This window comes from Azovibrio sp., assembly GCF_049658005.1.
GTDB lineage: Bacteria > Pseudomonadota > Gammaproteobacteria > Burkholderiales > Rhodocyclaceae > Azovibrio.
This window is the reverse complement of sequence record NZ_JBASOH010000098.1, coordinates 1-15,782: the sequence shown is the minus strand read 5'-3', so window position 1 is coordinate 15,782 and position 15,782 is coordinate 1. Positions and strand designations below refer to the sequence as shown.

Annotated in this window: 21 protein-coding genes; 14 read left to right on the top strand and 7 right to left on the bottom strand. The window is 63.3% G+C overall.

Features of this window, described 5'->3' with window-relative positions; all coding sequences use genetic code 11:
• The first annotated feature begins 75 nt into the window (after positions 1-75).
• The 6 genes from WBH99_RS09035 to nudB all read left to right on the top strand — a co-directional run bounded on the left by WBH99_RS09035 (position 76) and on the right by nudB (position 4,112).
• On the top strand, positions 76-327 hold the full coding sequence (locus WBH99_RS09035) for an FmdB family zinc ribbon protein (protein WP_424219751.1): 252 nt from the start codon (positions 76-78) through the stop codon (positions 325-327).
• 2 nt (positions 328-329) lie between these two features.
• Positions 330-983 carry a DUF502 domain-containing protein gene (locus WBH99_RS09030; protein ID WP_424219750.1) on the top strand — a complete coding sequence of 218 codons (654 nt, stop codon included), beginning with the start codon at positions 330-332 and terminating at the stop codon, positions 981-983.
• The gene (gene aspS, locus WBH99_RS09025; protein ID WP_424219749.1) at positions 983-2,791 is read left to right on the top strand and encodes an aspartate--tRNA ligase; all 1,809 of its coding nucleotides are present in this window, start codon (positions 983-985) and stop codon (positions 2,789-2,791) included. Before WBH99_RS09030 ends, aspS begins: the two co-directional genes overlap by 1 nt.
• Positions 2,792-2,869: 78 nt before the next feature.
• Positions 2,870-3,235: a ribonuclease domain-containing protein gene (locus tag WBH99_RS09020; protein ID WP_424219748.1), complete on the top strand. Its 366-nt coding sequence runs from the start codon at positions 2,870-2,872 to the stop codon at positions 3,233-3,235.
• A gap of 3 nt (positions 3,236-3,238) precedes the next feature.
• Complete coding sequence (locus tag WBH99_RS09015; protein WP_424219747.1) at positions 3,239-3,679, top strand: barstar family protein; 441 nt, start codon at positions 3,239-3,241, stop codon at positions 3,677-3,679.
• On the top strand, positions 3,669-4,112 hold the full coding sequence (gene nudB, locus WBH99_RS09010) for a dihydroneopterin triphosphate diphosphatase (protein WP_424219746.1): 444 nt from the start codon (positions 3,669-3,671) through the stop codon (positions 4,110-4,112). The genes WBH99_RS09015 and nudB overlap by 11 nt, the downstream gene beginning before the upstream one ends.
• On the opposite strand, the gene WBH99_RS09005 is transcribed toward nudB, so the two are convergent.
• Positions 4,089-4,343, bottom strand: a complete 255-nt coding sequence (locus tag WBH99_RS09005; RefSeq protein ID WP_424219745.1) for a cysteine-rich CWC family protein — start codon at positions 4,341-4,343, stop codon at positions 4,089-4,091. The two genes, nudB and WBH99_RS09005, sit on opposite strands and share 24 nt — an antisense overlap.
• Before the next feature lie 20 nt (positions 4,344-4,363).
• Here WBH99_RS09005 and WBH99_RS09000 point away from each other — a divergent pair, with 20 nt between their 5' ends.
• Positions 4,364-4,786 carry an Hsp20/alpha crystallin family protein gene (locus tag WBH99_RS09000; RefSeq protein ID WP_424219744.1) on the top strand — a complete coding sequence of 141 codons (423 nt, stop codon included), beginning with the start codon at positions 4,364-4,366 and terminating at the stop codon, positions 4,784-4,786.
• A 114-nt stretch (positions 4,787-4,900) separates the two neighbouring features.
• Entirely contained in the window at positions 4,901-5,788 is an 888-nt protein-coding gene (argB, locus tag WBH99_RS08995) for an acetylglutamate kinase (protein WP_424219743.1), read from the top strand.
• Between the two features lie 66 nt (positions 5,789-5,854).
• On the opposite strand, the gene WBH99_RS08990 is transcribed toward argB, so the two are convergent.
• Complete coding sequence (locus WBH99_RS08990; RefSeq protein ID WP_424219742.1) at positions 5,855-6,718, bottom strand: HDOD domain-containing protein; 864 nt, start codon at positions 6,716-6,718, stop codon at positions 5,855-5,857.
• Between the two features lie 96 nt (positions 6,719-6,814).
• Here WBH99_RS08990 and WBH99_RS08985 point away from each other — a divergent pair, with 96 nt between their 5' ends.
• A complete protein-coding gene (locus WBH99_RS08985; protein WP_424219741.1) occupies positions 6,815-7,474 on the top strand; it encodes a pyrimidine 5'-nucleotidase in 660 nt (219 codons plus the stop codon).
• Between the two features lie 24 nt (positions 7,475-7,498).
• Here the strand turns inward: WBH99_RS08985 and hemB are convergent, their stop codons facing one another.
• Both hemB and yihA read right to left on the bottom strand, forming a co-directional pair.
• A complete protein-coding gene (gene hemB, locus WBH99_RS08980; protein ID WP_424219740.1) occupies positions 7,499-8,509 on the bottom strand; it encodes a porphobilinogen synthase in 1,011 nt (336 codons plus the stop codon).
• A 53-nt stretch (positions 8,510-8,562) separates the two neighbouring features.
• On the bottom strand, positions 8,563-9,306 hold the full coding sequence (yihA, locus tag WBH99_RS08975; RefSeq protein ID WP_424219739.1) for a ribosome biogenesis GTP-binding protein YihA/YsxC: 744 nt from the start codon (positions 9,304-9,306) through the stop codon (positions 8,563-8,565).
• Between the two features lie 119 nt (positions 9,307-9,425).
• Here yihA and WBH99_RS08970 point away from each other — a divergent pair, with 119 nt between their 5' ends.
• From WBH99_RS08970 to WBH99_RS08955, 4 genes are all read left to right on the top strand, one after another.
• The gene (locus tag WBH99_RS08970; RefSeq protein ID WP_424219738.1) at positions 9,426-10,061 is read left to right on the top strand and encodes a c-type cytochrome; all 636 of its coding nucleotides are present in this window, start codon (positions 9,426-9,428) and stop codon (positions 10,059-10,061) included.
• Positions 10,062-10,357: 296 nt separating this feature from the next.
• Positions 10,358-10,789 (top strand): CBS domain-containing protein, encoded by a 432-nt coding sequence (locus tag WBH99_RS08965; protein ID WP_424219737.1) that lies wholly within the window; start codon positions 10,358-10,360, stop codon positions 10,787-10,789.
• Between the two features lie 198 nt (positions 10,790-10,987).
• Entirely contained in the window at positions 10,988-11,839 is an 852-nt protein-coding gene (locus WBH99_RS08960; protein ID WP_424219736.1) for an HDOD domain-containing protein, read from the top strand.
• A gap of 112 nt (positions 11,840-11,951) precedes the next feature.
• Entirely contained in the window at positions 11,952-12,263 is a 312-nt protein-coding gene (locus WBH99_RS08955; protein ID WP_424219735.1) for a hypothetical protein, read from the top strand.
• Positions 12,264-12,390: 127 nt separating this feature from the next.
• Here WBH99_RS08955 and WBH99_RS08950 read toward each other — a convergent pair whose 3' ends face one another.
• On the bottom strand, positions 12,391-13,254 hold the full coding sequence (locus tag WBH99_RS08950; protein ID WP_424219734.1) for a methyltransferase domain-containing protein: 864 nt from the start codon (positions 13,252-13,254) through the stop codon (positions 12,391-12,393).
• Between the two features lie 8 nt (positions 13,255-13,262).
• Positions 13,263-14,258 (bottom strand): biotin synthase BioB, encoded by a 996-nt coding sequence (gene bioB, locus WBH99_RS08945; protein ID WP_424219733.1) that lies wholly within the window; start codon positions 14,256-14,258, stop codon positions 13,263-13,265.
• A gap of 92 nt (positions 14,259-14,350) precedes the next feature.
• Here bioB and WBH99_RS08940 point away from each other — a divergent pair, with 92 nt between their 5' ends.
• Positions 14,351-15,076, top strand: a complete 726-nt coding sequence (locus WBH99_RS08940; RefSeq protein ID WP_424219732.1) for a ComF family protein — start codon at positions 14,351-14,353, stop codon at positions 15,074-15,076.
• 1 nt (position 15,077) lies between these two features.
• On the opposite strand, the gene WBH99_RS08935 is transcribed toward WBH99_RS08940, so the two are convergent.
• Positions 15,078-15,782, bottom strand: a 705-nt coding sequence (locus WBH99_RS08935) for a tetratricopeptide repeat protein (protein WP_424219731.1), incomplete at its 5' end; no start/stop codon positions are given.

Below are 15,782 nucleotides of genomic sequence, written 5' to 3'. Positions count from 1 at the left end.
CTATTGCGCCGCGAGACACCTTTCAAGTAGGTGCCAGCACTCGGTTATAATGCGCAACCCTTCTGGAGATTGACCATGCCCATCTACGAATATCGCTGCACCTCCTGCGGTTTTCAGAAAGAACACCTGCAAAAGCTCAGTGACGCCCCGCTGAGCATCTGTCCTGAATGCGGCCAGGCAAGCTATAACAAGCTCCTGTCTGCCGCCGGTTTCCAGCTCAAGGGGAGCGGCTGGTACGCCACCGACTTCAAGAGCAAACCCGCTAGCCCGCCCCCCTGCCAGGGTGGGGAAGGCGCCTGCCCCTCCGGCGCCTGCTCGACCAGCTGACCGTGTTCAAGCGCTACTTCATTACCGGGCTCCTGATCTGGATTCCCCTGGCCATCACCGCCTGGGTACTGTCCATGATCGTCGGCGTCATGGATCAATCCCTGCTGCTGCTGCCTGAGGCCATCCACCCCATTCATCTGCTCGGTTTCGATCTTCCGGGTGCAGGCACGGTCCTGACCCTGATGATCATTTTCGTCACCGGCTTGCTGGCGGCGAACTTCATCGGCCAGAAACTGGTGAGTTGGTGGGAACAGATCCTGGCCCGCATCCCGGTCGTGAACTCGCTTTACAACGCGGTCAAGCAGGTCTCGGACACCATCTTGTCGCCCAATGGCAACGCCTTCCGCAAGACCCTGCTGGTCCAGTACCCCCGTCAGGGCAGCTGGACCATCGCCTTTCTGACCGGCAAGCCGGGTGGGGACGTGGCCAACCACCTCGATGGCAACTATGTCAGCGTTTATGTTCCCACCACTCCCAACCCGACTTCCGGATTCTTCCTGATGATGCCGGTCGAGGAAGTCGTGGAACTCAAGATGAGCGTGGACGAAGCCCTCAAATATATCGTCTCGATGGGGGTGGTCCCCCCCTCCCCCAAGAGCAGCCGCCGGCACGGCAAAACAGATCCTCTTCAAACCATTTCTTCCGGAACACCCTGATGCGTACTCATTACTGCGGCCAACTCAACGCCACCCTCTGCGACCAGATCGTCACCCTCGCCGGCTGGGCGCACCGTCGCCGCGACCATGGCGGCGTCATCTTCATCGACCTGCGCGACCGCGAAGGCCTGGCCCAGGTGGTGTGCGATCCCGACCGTCCCGACATGTTCAAGATCGCCGAAGACGTCCGCAACGAGTTCTGCCTGAAGGTCACCGGCAAGGTGCGCATGCGCCCGGAAGGAACCCGCAATCCCCACCTCGCCTCCGGCGAGATCGAGATCCTCTGTCATGAAATCGAGGTGCTCAATCCCTCCATCACCCCGCCGTTCCAGCTCGACGACGAGAACCTGACCGAGACCGTGCGCCTCACCCATCGCGTCATCGACCTGCGCCGCCCGCAGATGCAGAACAACCTGATGCTGCGCTACAAGACGGCGCGCGCCTTCCGCCGCTTCCTTGACGAGCACGGCTTCATCGACATCGAAACGCCGATGCTCACCAAGTCCACGCCGGAAGGCGCGCGCGACTACCTCGTGCCGTCGCGCGTGCATCCCGGCCAGTTCTTCGCCCTGCCGCAGTCGCCGCAACTTTTCAAGCAACTGCTGATGGTGGCCGGCTTCGACCGCTACTACCAGATCGTCAAGTGCTTCCGCGACGAAGACCTGCGCGCCGACCGCCAGCCGGAATTCACCCAGGTCGATATCGAAACCTCATTCATGAGCGAGGCCGAAATCATGGCGCTGACGGAAAAACTGATCCGCACCGTGTTCAAGGAAGCCATCGACGTGGACCTGCCGGACTTCCCGCGCCTGACCTACGCCGAAGCCATGCACCGCTTCGGCTCGGACAAGCCGGACCTGCGCGTCACCCTCGAACTCACCGAAGTCACCGACGCCTTCAAGGATGTCGCCTTCAAGGTCTTCTCCAGCGTCGCCAACAGCGCCGGCGGCCGTATCGCCGCCCTGCGCATTCCGGGCGGCGCGGCTTCTGCCACCGCTCTGACGCGCGGCGAGATCGACGCCTACACCCAGTTCGTCGGCATCTACGGCGCCAAGGGCCTGGCCTACATCAAGGTCAATGACGTCACCCAGATCAACGAAACCGGCCTGCAGTCGCCGATCGTCAAGAACCTGTCCGAAGCCTCCCTGAAGACCGTCATCGAGCGTACCGGGGCCCAGTCCGGCGACCTGATCTTCTTTGGCGCCGACAAGGCCAGGATCGTCAACGACGCCCTCGGCGCGCTGCGCGTCAAGATCGGCCATGAAAAAGGCTTCGTCACCGGCGCCAAGTGGGCTCCGCTCTGGGTCATCGACTTCCCGATGTTCGAATATGACGACGAATCCAGGCGCTGGACCGCCTGCCACCATCCCTTCACCAGCCCCAAGGACGAGCATCTCGACCTGCTGGTGACGGATCCGGGCCAGTGCCTGGCCAAGGCCTATGACCTGGCGCTCAACGGCTGGGAACTGGGCGGCGGCTCGGTGCGTATCCACCGCGCCGACGTGCAGGAAAAAGTGTTTGCGGCCCTCAACATCGGCCCGGAAGAGCAGCAGGCCAAGTTCGGCTTCCTGCTCGATGCACTGAAATATGGCGCCCCGCCACACGGCGGCCTGGCCTTCGGCCTGGACCGCATCGTCACCATGATGGCCGGCGCCGAGTCGATCCGCGACGTGATCGCCTTCCCGAAGACCCAGCGCGCCCAGTGCCTGCTCACCAATGCGCCCTCCAGCGTCGATGAAAAACAACTGCGTGAACTGCACATCCGCCTGCGTCAGAAGGTCGACACCCAGGTCGAAGTCGGTCAGTAAGCATCACGCCCCACCCTACCGATGCCCGCCGGTGCGGGCATCGTGCTTGAAGGCCCCTTCACGATCCGGGCAAACGCCATGAAACCCTGGTTCCGCTTCCTCCTGCTATCGGCAGCACTGCTCCTCGGAAATGGCAGCCACGCCGTCCCCGGCTTCGACTCCGGCGCCATCCGTGTCGACCAGCTTCCCCCGGAAGGCCGGGAGGTGCTGCAGCAGATCAAGCAGGGCGGTCCCTTTGCCTATCCCAACAAGGACGGCAGCATCTTCAACAACTTTGAAAAGCACCTGCCCCAGCGAGCCCGGGGCTATTACCTGGAGTACACGGTTCCCACCCCCGGCGCCAGAAACCGGGGCGCCCGCCGCATTATCACCGGGGGCAAGCCGCCTGTGGAGTTCTATTACACGGACGACCACTACCGCAGTTTTCGCCCGATCAAGGAATGAGTCATGAGCACCGCCCGCCAGCCACCACTGGAAGACAAGACGCTTTCCGGCCCTTACCGTCTCCCCCCGGGAAGCGAGTCAGACATCACGGCAGCCGCCCACGCCCTGGGCTGGCCCCTGATCAGCTATCGCCCTGAATCCGCCACCGATGCCCGCACCTGGCTGGCCGGCCTGGGCCAGGCCCTGGGCTTTCCCGAGCATTTCGGCGCCAATTTCGATGCCCTCTACGACTGCCTGACAGACCCGGGCGTGCTCAACTCCCAAGGACAGGTTCTGATCCTCGGCAACCTGTCCCCCCTCGGGGACGAAGTGGATATCCTCATCGCCGTTCTCCAGGCCGCCAGCGATGAATGGCGGGACCAGGACCGAGCCCTGTGGGCCCTGCTCGACGCCCCCCGCCTGGATCTGGACCCGCTTCCCCGGGGCCTGAAGCATGCCCTATAAAAATCCGGTTTCGGTGCTGGTGGTAATCCACACCCCGAAGCTGCAAATCCTGCTCCTGGAGCGGGCCGCCCACCCCGGCTACTGGCAATCGGTCACCGGCAGCCAGGAGGCCGGCGAAACCCTGCTGCAAACCGCCTGCCGGGAGGTCCGGGAAGAAACCGGCATCCCGGTGCAGCCGGCACAGCTCAAGGACTGGCAACTCCGCCAGGAGTACGAAATCTTCCCCGAATGGCGCCACCGCTACGCCCCCGGCGTCACCCGCAACACCGAACATGTCTTTTCCCTGGAGATTCCCTCTGCCCAGCCGGTACGGCTGGCCCCCCGGGAACACCGGGAGTACCGCTGGCTGGATCTGGCCGAAGCCGCCCGGCGCTGCTTTTCCTGGAGCAACCGCGACGCCATTTTGGCCCTACCCGCCCGCCTCGGCCGCTGACCAGGCCCTCAGGCAGTCCGGGCAGAGGCAGTCCCGATAGGGAGGCGGATGCTCCAGAGCTGGCAGCTCCATGCACCAGCAACGCCCGGCCCGGACACCACAGGAAAAGCCCCGGCCACAGGCAGGACAGACTTTTTTCTCCTCATTCTCCCCAGCACGGCCCCCCTTGAAATCACCTGGCCCAGACCCACATTGGTGATGTAGCAGTTTGTTTGAAGCAAATCGTTCCATGACATTTCAAGGAGAAAAAAATGAGCAACATTATCCGTCACGATCCCCTGGATGAACTGTTCCGGGGCTTCTTCGTCCGTCCCATGGATCTCAACGCCGGCAATGCACCCGCCACCGCGCCCTCCATCCGGATGGACGTGAAGGAACAGGAAAATGCCTACGTGGTCCACGCCGAACTGCCCGGTGTCAAGAAGGAAGACATCCACGTCACGGTGGATGGCAATCAGGTCTCCATCAGCGCCGAAGTCCGCCAGGAGAACGAGGAAAAGGAAGGTGAGCGCATCCTCCGGTCCGAGCGCTATTTCGGCAAGGTATTCCGCTCCTTCCAGCTCGCCCAGGACATCGACGACAGCCAGGCAGTGGCCAAATTCAACGACGGGGTGCTGGAACTGACCCTGCCCAAACGGGCCGCCACCAGCAGCAAGCGCCTCGCCGTACAGTAAGCCCCCGCCTCGGGCAGCAAGCCCGGCGTGAAGAAAAAGACCGGAATCCTTTCCGGTCTTTTTCTTTAAATACACGGGGGTTACAATCGGCCGCTATTTCCCCCGGAGACTTCCATGCCGTTCGAATCCATCGCCCCTGACATCAAAGCCGGCATCCTGGCCGAAGCCCTGCCCTACATCCGCAAGTTCCATGGCAAGACCATCGTGGTCAAGTACGGCGGCAATGCCATGACGGAGGAGCACCTGAAGCAATGTTTTGCCCGCGACGTGGTGCTCTTGAAACTGGTCGGCATGAACGTGGTGGTGGTGCATGGCGGCGGCCCCCAGATCGAAAACCTGCTCTCCCGGGTCGGCAAGAAAGGCGAATTCATCCAGGGCATGCGCGTCACCGACGCGGAAACCATGGAAGTGGTGGAAATGGTACTAGGCGGCCAGGTCAACAAGGACGTGGTCAACCTGATCAACCAGGCCGGCGGCAAGGCCGTGGGCCTGACCGGCAAGGATGGCAGTTTCATCCGCGCCAGGAAGCTGATGCTGCCCAACAAGAACAACCCCGGCGACCTGATCGACGTGGGCCAGGTGGGGGACATCACCTCCATCGACCCCTCCCTGATCGGCCTGCTCGATTCCGGCGACTTCATCCCGGTGATCGCCCCCATCGGCGTGGGCCAGGACGGCGAAACCTACAACATCAACGCCGACGTGGTGGCCGGCAAGATTGCCGAAGTCCTGAGGGCAGAAAAGCTGGTGCTGCTCACCAACACCCCCGGGGTGCTGGACAAGGCCGGCAATCTGCTCACCGGCATCACCCCCAAGGAAATCGACGGCATGGTGGAAGATGGCACCCTCTCCGGCGGCATGCTGCCCAAGATCGGCTCCGCCCTGGATGCGGCCCGTAGCGGCGTCAAGAGCGTACACATCATCGACGGCCGGGTGGAACATGCCCTGCTGCTGGAAATCCTCACCGAAAACGGGGTGGGCACCATGATCAAGAGCCACTGAGTCAAAAGCCACTGAGTCAAGAGCCACTGAGTCAAGAGCCACTGAGTCAAGAGCCGCTGAGCGGACTTACCCCGCGGCCGGCAGGAGATCCTCCCATTCCTCCTGAATGTCCTGGAGATCCTGCTCATCGAGCCCCAGATGTCGGAGGGCCTTGCTGAACAGCGGGTTTACTTCCACATTCCCTGCCCCGAGCCTTGCTGATGCCAGATGCTCTGCCACCTGAGTCACGGCAATCAGGGAAACCGCCTCATGAGGAATGACCGGCTCCGGCAGCTTGTAAAGTTGATAGTCATGATGATGCCGGATCGCCCTGGCCAGCAGATCCGGCAGCCCCCAAGTCCTGGCCAGCAAGGCCCCGACGATGGCGTGATCGCACTGGAAGCGCTGCATTTCCATCTGGGCCAGGGGCCAGCCCTGGGCCAGTACCGCCTCGAACATGGCCGGATAGCTCTTGAACCGGCGCATCATCACGGGAATCGCGGCATCGTGAAACAGCGCAAAGGTAAAGGCCATCTCCCGGGAAATCCCGTACAGATGCCCGGCCACCAAACCGGCCCCCATCGCCAGGGTGGAAGCCCGGGTCCAGAACCGTTCCATCAGAACCCCCGGCAGGTCGGACAGGCTGGACTTCAAGGCCGCTGCCGCCGCCACGCAGACGATATTGCGCATCCCGAGACGGCCGATCGCCTGAGAAACCGTGCCGATGGCACGATTGCCCCGGAACAAGGCTGAATTGGCCAGCTTGAGGGTCATCGCCGCCATGCCCACATCACTGGAAATGACCCCCGTCAGCTTGCGCATGTCCGGCTCATCCCGCTGCGCCTCGGTCATGACCTGCATGATCCGGGCCGGACAGGCCGGAATATCGAAGGAACCCAGGACCTTTTCCATCTCCTCGGGACTCAGGGTGTCTTCCTGCTGCACATCCATGTAAGCTCTCCGGCTAGTCGAATCACGAGAAGGTACGACGTCCGTACCGCCCAGACAATCCAACTTTAGTCATAGCCCGCCAAAATCCAGCCCCCCATGACCGCACGACTCCCCAGACCCCCCAGACCCGTCTGGCTGTTTGACCTCGACAATACCCTGCACGACGCCAGCCCGCATATCTTTCCGCACATCAACCGCGCCATGCAGACCTACATCGAGACCCATCTCCAGGTCGATGCGGAGGAAGCCGGGCGCATCCGGCAAACCTACTGGCAGCGCTATGGCGCCACCCTCCTCGGGCTGATGCGGCACCACGACACCGACCCCCATCACTTCCTTTGGGAGACCCATCAGTTTCCCGAATTGCAACGGATGCTGGTATTCAAAAAAGCGGTCAATGCCATGCTGGGCAAACTGCCTGGACGCAAGATTCTTTACTCGAACGCACCGGCCCATTACACCGAGGCCGTCCTCGACCTGACCGGCATGGCGCGCCACTTCGATGCGGTCTATCCGGTCGAAGCCACCCGCTTCCAGCCCAAACCCGACCCTCGGGGGTTGCGCCACCTGCTGCGGGCAGAAAACCTCCAGGCGCACCAATGCATCCTGGTCGAAGACAGTCTGCCCAACCTGCGCACGGCCAAGCGCCTGGGCACCCGGACCGTCTGGATCAGCCGGGCGAGCCGCTGCCCGCCCTATGTGGACGCCCGCCTGCGTTCCGTCCTGGAACTGCCGCGTTACCTGCGCCAGCTGTGATGCCGCCCAGGCCGACGCCGGCCATCAGTCCTTCAGCCAGGCCGCCGCCTCCAGGGCGAAATAAGTCAGGATGCCATCGGCCCCGGCGCGCTTGAAACCCAGCAGACTTTCCAGCACACAGGCCCGCTCATCGAGCCAGCCATTGACCGCCGCCGCCTTCAGCATCGCGTATTCGCCGCTGACCTGATAAGCATAGGTGGGCACCCGGAACTCGTCCTTGATCCGGCGCACGATGTCCAGATAGGGCATGCCCGGCTTGACCATGACCATGTCGGCCCCTTCCTGGAGGTCCAGCGCCACTTCCCGCAGGGCCTCGTTGCTGTTGGCCGGGTCCATCTGGTAGGTGTATTTGTTGCCCTTGCCGAGATTGCCCGCCGACCCCACCGCATCGCGAAAGGGGCCATAGAAGGCGGAAGCATACTTGGCCGAATAGGCCAGGATGCGGGTATGAATCAGCCCGGCCCCGTCCAGCTCGGCGCGGATGCGGCCCACCCGGCCATCCATCATGTCCGAGGGCGCCACCACATCGGCGCCGGCTTTGGCATGGCAGAGGGCCTGACGCGCCAGCACCTCCAGGGTTTCGTCGTTGAGCACATAGCCGCGCGGGTCATCCGGATGGATCAGGCCATCCTGACCGTGGCTAGTGTAGGGGTCGAGGGCCACATCGGTAATCACCCCCAGTTCGGGAAAATGCTGCTTCAAGGCCCGCACCACCCGGGGCACCAGGCCATTCGCGTTGTAGGACTCCTCCGCCCCCAGGGACTTGAGGGGGGCATCGATGACCGGGAACAGGGCGAGAGCGGGAATGCCCAATGCCACCGCCCGTTCGGCCGTCTTCAGCAAGAGGTCCAGGCTCTGACGCTCCACGCCGGGCATGGAGGCCACCGCTACGCTGCGCTGGCTGCCTTCGAGCACGAAGACCGGGTAAATGAAATCGTCTGCACTCAGGGCAGACTCGCGCATCAGGCGGCGGGAAAAATCATCCCGGCGCATACGCCGCATCCGGGTATTGGGAAACGTGGCAAAAACAGACATGCTGACCTCTCGAAAAATCAATGACCGGAAAATTCGACTGAAAAACCCGACGCTCAGGAACTTCTTGAAGCGGCATCGCTCTCATCGGGCGGACGGCGGTTTGCGCCGTCTCCCGCTTCACCTCCCTGAGCGGGTGCCGCGACGATGTCAAGGCATTTAGCCCCTGGTCCTCCCTTGACCGGGGGCTTTTTTCTGGGGGGGACGGGAATATCCAGCCAGGCCCCGAGCACATCCTCGCACTCCTCCACCCCCGTTTTCTTGAGGCTGGAAAAAAGCTGCACGGAACAGCGCTCGCTCAACTCGGCCAGGGCCTGTTTCACCTGACGCAGCACCTTGGTCTGCTCCTGACGGGAAAGCTTGTCGGCCTTGGAAAGCAGCACATGAATGGGACGTCCGGTAGGCAGGTACCAGTCCATCATGCGCCTGTCCAGATCCGTCATGGGGTGACGGATGTCCATGATCATCACCAGCCCCGCCAGGGGACTGCGCTGCTGCAGATAGGGACCGAGCAGGCCCTCCCACTGGCCGCGAATGGCCGCCGGCGTCTTGGCAAACCCGTAACCGGGCAAATCCACCAGGTATTTACCCGGCTGCACGGTGAAGTAATTGAGATGCTGGGTGCGCCCCGGGGTCTTGCTCACATAGGCCAGCCGCACCCGTCCCGCCAGGGTATTGATGGCAGACGACTTGCCCGCATTGGAACGGCCGACAAAAGCAACTTCTGCGACCGAATCCTCGGGCAGGTCACGCAAATGGGCAACGGTGGTAAGAAAAGTGGCCTGCTGCAATAAGGGCATGAAGACTCCGGATTCTGAAGGGCGCTACATAATCAATCGAGTTGATATAGAATAGCAGGTTTGTAAATATCGATACTTGGCAGGCTCTCCCGCCTCTCTCGCGTAAAAGGAGTTTGGACATGATTCGCACCATGGCGCTGGCGGCACTTCTCGTAGCCGGTTTCACCGTAAATGCAGCAGAAGAAGCCAAACCCAAGGCTGATCCGGCCAAGGGCAAGGTTGTTGCCGAAACCATCTGTGTCGCCTGTCATGGCGTCGATGGCAATAGCATGGTCTCCGCCTATCCCCACCTGGCAGGCCAGGGGCAGGACTATATCTACAAGCAGCTGCTTGCCTTCAAGTCCGTGGATGGCAAACCTGCCGCCCGTAACAACCCCATCATGGCCGGCATGACCGCCGCCCTGAGCGACGAGGACATGAAGAACGTCGCCGCCTGGTTCGCCCAGCAACAGCTCAAGCCCGCCATGGCCACCCAGGAAGCCCTGATTCCCCGTGGCCAGAAACTGTGGCGTGCCGGTGATGCCGCCAAGGGCGTCCCCGCCTGTGCCGGGTGCCACGGTCCGGCTGGCAAAGGTCTGCCGGCCCAGTATCCCGCGCTGGCAGGTCAGTTCCCCGAATACATCGAACTCCAGCTCAAGAGCTTCCGCTCCGGTGAACGTGCCAACGATCCTGAATCCATGATGCGCAGCATCGCTGACAGACTGTCTGACAATGACATCAAGTCGGTTGCTGAATACGCTGCCGGCCTGCGCTGACCCCTGCCTTGCCGGACAGCCCGCCCGCACAGCGGAGACCGGCGCTTCGGGTTTGAGTCGCACGACGGGTTTGAGTCGCACGACGGGTTTGAGCCACACAAGGCTCGGCGGCTGCCCGGCGGGCACGGCGGGACAAGCGACAAGATTTCAGGCTTCGATCCTCCACAGGCTGCGCTTGTGGCGCACCCGGAAGGAGCGCTGAAAATGGCACTCCCCATCTATCTGGCCCACCAGCCTGTTGCGCATTCAGCGGTCAGACGATTGGACTCCAGGCGCAGAACAACAAGAGGTAGGCAATGCAGACATTGACACAGCTTCTCGAAGACAAGGGCGGTCTGCCGATCGTGGTTTCCCCCAGGGACAACGTCTATCACGCCCTGAGCGTCATGGCCGACAACGACGTGGGTGCCGTGCTGGTCATGGATGGAGAAAAACTGGTGGGCATCTTCTCCGAGCGGGATTACGCCCGGAAAGTCATCCTGAGCGGCCGCAACTCCCGGGAAACCATGATCGAGGCGGTCATGACCCACAAGGTGGCCTATGTCACCCAACGCAATAGCATTGAAGAATGCATGTCCCTGATGACCCAGCACCGGTTCCGCCATCTGCCTGTCCTGGATGAGGACCTGCAGGTCCTGGGTGTGATTTCCATGGGGGATCTGGTCAAGGCCACCATCAGCCACCAGGAATTCATCATCAGCCAGCTGGAACGTTACATCTCCGGCTGATGCGATGGCAAGCGGGCCAGTCCGGTCCCGGAGAAGCCCGCCGCCCGGCGGGCTTCGTCATTCAGTGGGCCGGCAGGGGCGAGGGGCTTGCATGCCCTGAAGCAGGTCGGCGCCGCCGCGAACAAATTCAACGGATAGGTCACACGCACCCAAAAAAGCGTTAAGTTCACCCCTTGCCGCCAACGTAATCATATTCCCATGACCAACACGGTTGATTCCCTCCATTTCCGCGTCCTCGAAGACATCGCCAAGGATCTCTCCGGCGAGATCAATTTCCCGACCTACCTGGATGCCAGCATGACCGTGCGCAATGTATTGCGCGACCCCCGGGTCTCCATCGAGAAGGTGGCCCAGGTCATCAGCATCGAACCGCTGATCACCGCCCGGCTACTGCGCCTGGCCAACTCGGTCACCTACAACCCGGCCGGAAAAAGCATCACCGACATCCGCACCGCCATCCACCGGGTCGGCTTTGAAACCGTGCGCACCACGGCCCTGAGCGTCGCCATCGAGCAGATGCTGCAATCCGGGAACCTGGCAGCCTTCGAGGATATTGGCCGTCTCACCTGGGAACACTCCCTGCAAGTCGCCGCCATCGCCCGGGTGCTGGCCCGCCGCCTCGGCCGGGTCAATCCTGAAGACGCCATGCTGGCCGGCATGGTGCACGACATCGGCGTGTTTTACCTGCTTTATCGCGCGGCGGAATACCCGGAGTACAAGAACAACCGCGCAGACCTGCTCAGCCTGGTGATCGGCTGGCACGAAAGCATCGGCGAGAGCCTGCTCTACACCCTGGGCATGCCCGAACCCATCATCGAGGCCATCCGCGAACATGATCAACTCAAGCATGTAGATACCCCCAGCAGCCTGGCCGACGTGCTCTATTTCGCCAACCTCCTGGCCGGAGGTAACCATGAGTGGCTAGGTTGCGATAGCGGGCTGGCCGACAGCGAACGGGCCGCCGCCGACCGGGCCCGTTATGCCGACCTGCTGGACGAGGCCTGGGACGACATCCGGGAAATCCAGGCGGCCCTGAGTGCTGAGCCCTGAGTGCTGAGCCCTGAGTGCTGAGCCCTGACTTGAGCCCTGACTTGAGCCCTGACTTGAGCCCCGGCGGCAGACCCGGGCAGCCATTTTTTCCTGGCAGAGGAACATGGGCGCAATGGAGAACGACAACGAAATGCCGGAGCCAAGCCCGGCGAAATTGCCGCTTTTGCCGGAAGGGAAAGATGAGCGGTTTTACCTCGATGCCTTCATGGCCGGATTCGGTGCGAGCAAGCGGAAGGGCGAACAGATTTACCGGCGCCCATCAAGACTTACCGGCGCCCATAAAGGCGAAAAGCGCGGAGGTGCTCGCGCTTTTCTGGATGGCTTACCGCTCTCGCCCTGCACGGGTTATTCCGGCTCCGTCACCCGTAACTGCGCTTCCATTCTAGGCACTTGGCTTGTCATCTCAAGCGCCAGAGGTGGCTGACGGTATGGAATGCTTGCGCCCCCCGCTAGGCGCCCTTGACGCCCTTGGCGGCCCGGCCCGGGGTTTCCGGGGCGGGCCTCAAACCATCGAGTTCTTCAAGAAAAAACCGGAAAAATGAGCGCGGCGATCAACGCCCGGCGAAGCGGATGATGCTGCGCCCGTCCTCGATCTGCCGGGGCTCCGGCTTCCAGGCGTGGCCGTAGATGACCTCGAAGGTGGCAGGCAGGCGGCCATCCTGGCGCAGCGCCTCGTAATGAGCCTGCAAGCCTTGCCACAGGCTCCGGCCCGCCAGACCCCGGCGCCGGTCGCGCATGGCGCAGCGAGCGCCGGCAGCGCGCAGATCGGCCACCAGGGCCGGCAAATCCTGATACGTCAGGGTGATCACTTCCATGTCCACCACCGGATCGGCAAAGCCGCTTTCGAGCAGCATATCGCCCAGATCGTGCATATCGGCAAAGCGCTGGAGATGGGCATGACCGTCCCGGAAACCGGCCCGCAACTCTTTCAGGGTATCCGGCCCCAGGGTGGAAAACATCAGCAGGCCGCCCACCTCGAGCGTCCGCAAAGCCTCCCGGAAGAAAGGCCGGGGTTCTTCCAGCCAGGGCAGCAGCAGGTTGGACCAGAGCAGGCCGACCGTCCTGGCGCCCAGGGGCAGCCGGTTGGCATCCCCCACCAGATAGGCCGGCTGACGTTCCCTGCCCGCTCCCAGCCAGCGGCGCCAGCCCTGGGCTTGTGCCACGCCGGGCAGCATGGCGCGCTCCTGATCCAGCCCCAGGCAGCGGGCGGCCGGATAGCGCTGCTGCAATCCGGACAAGGAAAGCCCGGGGCCACAGCCCAGATCCACGATCCACCCGGGCGTCAGGCGCACATAATCCAGGCGCTCCTGCATGCGCGCATCGATTTCGCGGGCCAGAAAATCGGCCCCGGCATAGCCGGGCGCGGCGCGACGGAAATTGCGCCGCACCTGCTCCAGGTCGAGAAAATCCGTCACCAGCCCGCTTAAACAGCGCGTAGCCCCAGCTTCCCGAACAGGGCGTCGTCACGGGACACGTCCGGGTTGCCGGTGGTCAGCAACTGATCGCCGTAGAACATGGAATTGGCCCCGGCCAGAAAGCACAGGGCCTGCAACTCCTCGCTCATTTCCTGGCGCCCGGCAGAAAGCCGCACATGGGAAGTGGGCATGATGATCCGGGCCGCCGCGATGGTGCGCACGAACTCGAAAGGGTCGAGCGGGGGCAGATCGCCCAAGGGCGTGCCGGGCACCGGCACCAGATGGTTGATGGGCACGGACTCGGGCGGCCTGGGCAGGTTGGCCAGCTGGACCAGCATCGCCGCCCGGTTGCGGCGCGTCTCGCCCATGCCGACAATGCCGCCGGAACAGACATTGATGCCGGCATCCCGCACCTGGCTCAGGGTGTCGAGCCGGTCGTCATGGGTGTGGCTCTTGATGACCTGGCCGTAGAACGCCTTGTCCGTATCCAGGTTGTGGTTGTAGTAATCGAGGCCGGCCTCCTTGAGCTTTTCCGCCTGGCCTTGCTTGAGCATGCCCAGGGTGACACAGGTCTGCATACCCAGGGCTTTCACCTCGCGCACCATCTCCAGCACCTTGTCCAGATCGCTGTCCTTGGGGCCGCGCCAGGCAGCGCCCATGCAGAACCGCGACGCGCCCTTCGCCTTGGCGACCTGGGCTGCGGCCACCACCTCATCGATGGGCATCAACCGCTCCCGCTCCACATCCGTCTCGTAACGGGCCGACTGGGAGCAGTAACTGCAATCCTCGGAACAGCCACCGGTCTTGACGGACAGCAAGGTAGAGCGTTGAATGGCGTTGGCATCGAAATGCTGGCGATGCACCTGCTGGGCCCGGTAGATCAGGTCCATGAAGGGCAGATCATAGAGGGCCAGCACTTCGGCCACGGTCCAGATGGGGGGGTTGGAGTGAACAGGAAATTGTTCCGGCGCCTGCGCCACAACAGCCTGGGAAACAGCGTGCATATCGGGAGTCCTACGGAGGATGAACGGTGCATTTTCCGGCCCCGGCCAGGAAGCCGGAAGCCATGCGTAATTATGGATAATCGACCAAGGCCATGGGAAAGTCAATTTCGACTCAGGTTGCAGCACCCGGGTTCCGGCATTTTTGCCAGCAACTGCTAAGTAGCCTGCTGCCCTCCAGCTGCCTGCTGTGCGGCGCCCGCAGCGCAGCCGCGCCGGTCTGCCCGGACTGCGAGCGGGAACTGCCGGCCCTGCCCGATTGCCATTGCCCGCTCTGCCTCGACCGGACCACGCACGGCGAACGCTGCGGCGCCTGCCAGATGCAGCCGCCGCACTTTGACCGGATTCATGCCCTGCATGCCTACGCCTTTCCCGTGGATCACCTCGTGCATCAGCTGAAATACGCCGCCCATCTGGCGCTGGCGCGCTACTGGGGCGAGCAGCTGGCCGGCACGACCCGCGTTGCCGCCAGCCGTGTCATGCCCCTTCCCCTGCATCCCCGACGACTGGCCGAACGGGGCTACAACCAGTCCCTGGAAATTGCCCGCTGGCTGGCCCGCTCCCTCCAGCTCCCTCTGGACAGACACAGCCTGATCAAGACCCGCCCGACCCGTCCCCAGGCCGAACTGCCGCTGCGCGCGCGCAAGGCCAATCTGAAAGGCGTGTTTGAATGCCGGGAGGATCTGGAAGGCGAACATGTGCTACTCGTGGATGACGTGCTGACCACCGGCACCACCCTCGATGAAGCCGCCCGCACCCTGAAGCTGCATGGGGCCGCCCAGGTCAGCGCCTGCGTCGTGGCGCGCACCCTGCGGCGTTGAATCAGCGCAGCTTGCGCTCCACGAAAGCCTGCAAATCCCCGCTGAGATTGCCAGTCCGGGCGGCCTGACGGAAGGCCTCGCGCGCTTCGGGAGCATGGCCGGCCTCTTCGAGCGCCAAGGCCAGGCCGACCCACCAACGCCCCTGCCGGGGATCTAGGGTCAGGGCCTGACGGTAATATCCCGCCGCCTCCAGCGCTTGCTTGCGCTGGCGCAGCAGCGCCCCGGCGAAGGCCAGGTACTCGCCATCGCGGCTGGCCGCCGGCAAGGCCCGCTGCAGCGTCGCCCAGGCCTGGTCAACGTCGCCGGACTCCAGCTCCAGCCGAGCCAGCAGCATGGCCCACTGGGTCTGGCGGGGATTGCCGTTCAAGCCCTCGCGCAGCACCTCCATGGCGGGCGCCACGGCCCGCTGATCGAGCAAGAGCTTGACCCAGAACTGCCGGGCCGGGCCGTGGGTGGGGTCGCTCTGCAAGGCCAGGCGTAATTCATGTTCAGCCTCCTGCACCTGACCGCGCCCGGCCAGATCGATCGCCATGCGGTAACGCTGCTCGGCCTGTTCCGCCGCCGTGGCTTGGCGCGGAGACTTGTCGATGCGTCCAGCCGCAGCAGGGATGGCCGCCGGCGCGGGACGTGCCCCCACCGGAGGGTTCAGTCGCCCCACCTCGGCCCCGCGCGAAGCGGGAGCGGGTGCGGGTGCGGGTGCGGGTGC

Coding starts and splice junctions, on each gene's coding strand:
- nudB (WP_424219746.1), top strand. CDS start 3,669: ATGCCCTATAAAAATCCGGTTTCGGTGCTGGTGGTAATCCACACCCCG.
- hemB (WP_424219740.1), bottom strand. CDS start 8,509: ATGTCTGTTTTTGCCACGTTTCCCAATACCCGGATGCGGCGTATGCGC.
- WBH99_RS09020 (WP_424219748.1), top strand. CDS start 2,870: ATGAAACCCTGGTTCCGCTTCCTCCTGCTATCGGCAGCACTGCTCCTC.
- WBH99_RS08940 (WP_424219732.1), top strand. CDS start 14,351: ATGGGAAAGTCAATTTCGACTCAGGTTGCAGCACCCGGGTTCCGGCAT.
- WBH99_RS08960 (WP_424219736.1), top strand. CDS start 10,988: ATGACCAACACGGTTGATTCCCTCCATTTCCGCGTCCTCGAAGACATC.
- WBH99_RS08990 (WP_424219742.1), bottom strand. CDS start 6,718: ATGGATGTGCAGCAGGAAGACACCCTGAGTCCCGAGGAGATGGAAAAG.
- WBH99_RS08985 (WP_424219741.1), top strand. CDS start 6,815: ATGACCGCACGACTCCCCAGACCCCCCAGACCCGTCTGGCTGTTTGAC.
- WBH99_RS08970 (WP_424219738.1), top strand. CDS start 9,426: ATGATTCGCACCATGGCGCTGGCGGCACTTCTCGTAGCCGGTTTCACC.
- WBH99_RS09000 (WP_424219744.1), top strand. CDS start 4,364: ATGAGCAACATTATCCGTCACGATCCCCTGGATGAACTGTTCCGGGGC.
- bioB (WP_424219733.1), bottom strand. CDS start 14,258: ATGCACGCTGTTTCCCAGGCTGTTGTGGCGCAGGCGCCGGAACAATTT.
- argB (WP_424219743.1), top strand. CDS start 4,901: ATGCCGTTCGAATCCATCGCCCCTGACATCAAAGCCGGCATCCTGGCC.
- aspS (WP_424219749.1), top strand. CDS start 983: ATGCGTACTCATTACTGCGGCCAACTCAACGCCACCCTCTGCGACCAG.
- WBH99_RS08965 (WP_424219737.1), top strand. CDS start 10,358: ATGCAGACATTGACACAGCTTCTCGAAGACAAGGGCGGTCTGCCGATC.
- WBH99_RS08955 (WP_424219735.1), top strand. CDS start 11,952: ATGGAGAACGACAACGAAATGCCGGAGCCAAGCCCGGCGAAATTGCCG.
- WBH99_RS09005 (WP_424219745.1), bottom strand. CDS start 4,343: ATGGAACGATTTGCTTCAAACAAACTGCTACATCACCAATGTGGGTCT.
- WBH99_RS09015 (WP_424219747.1), top strand. CDS start 3,239: ATGAGCACCGCCCGCCAGCCACCACTGGAAGACAAGACGCTTTCCGGC.
- yihA (WP_424219739.1), bottom strand. CDS start 9,306: ATGCCCTTATTGCAGCAGGCCACTTTTCTTACCACCGTTGCCCATTTG.
- WBH99_RS09035 (WP_424219751.1), top strand. CDS start 76: ATGCCCATCTACGAATATCGCTGCACCTCCTGCGGTTTTCAGAAAGAA.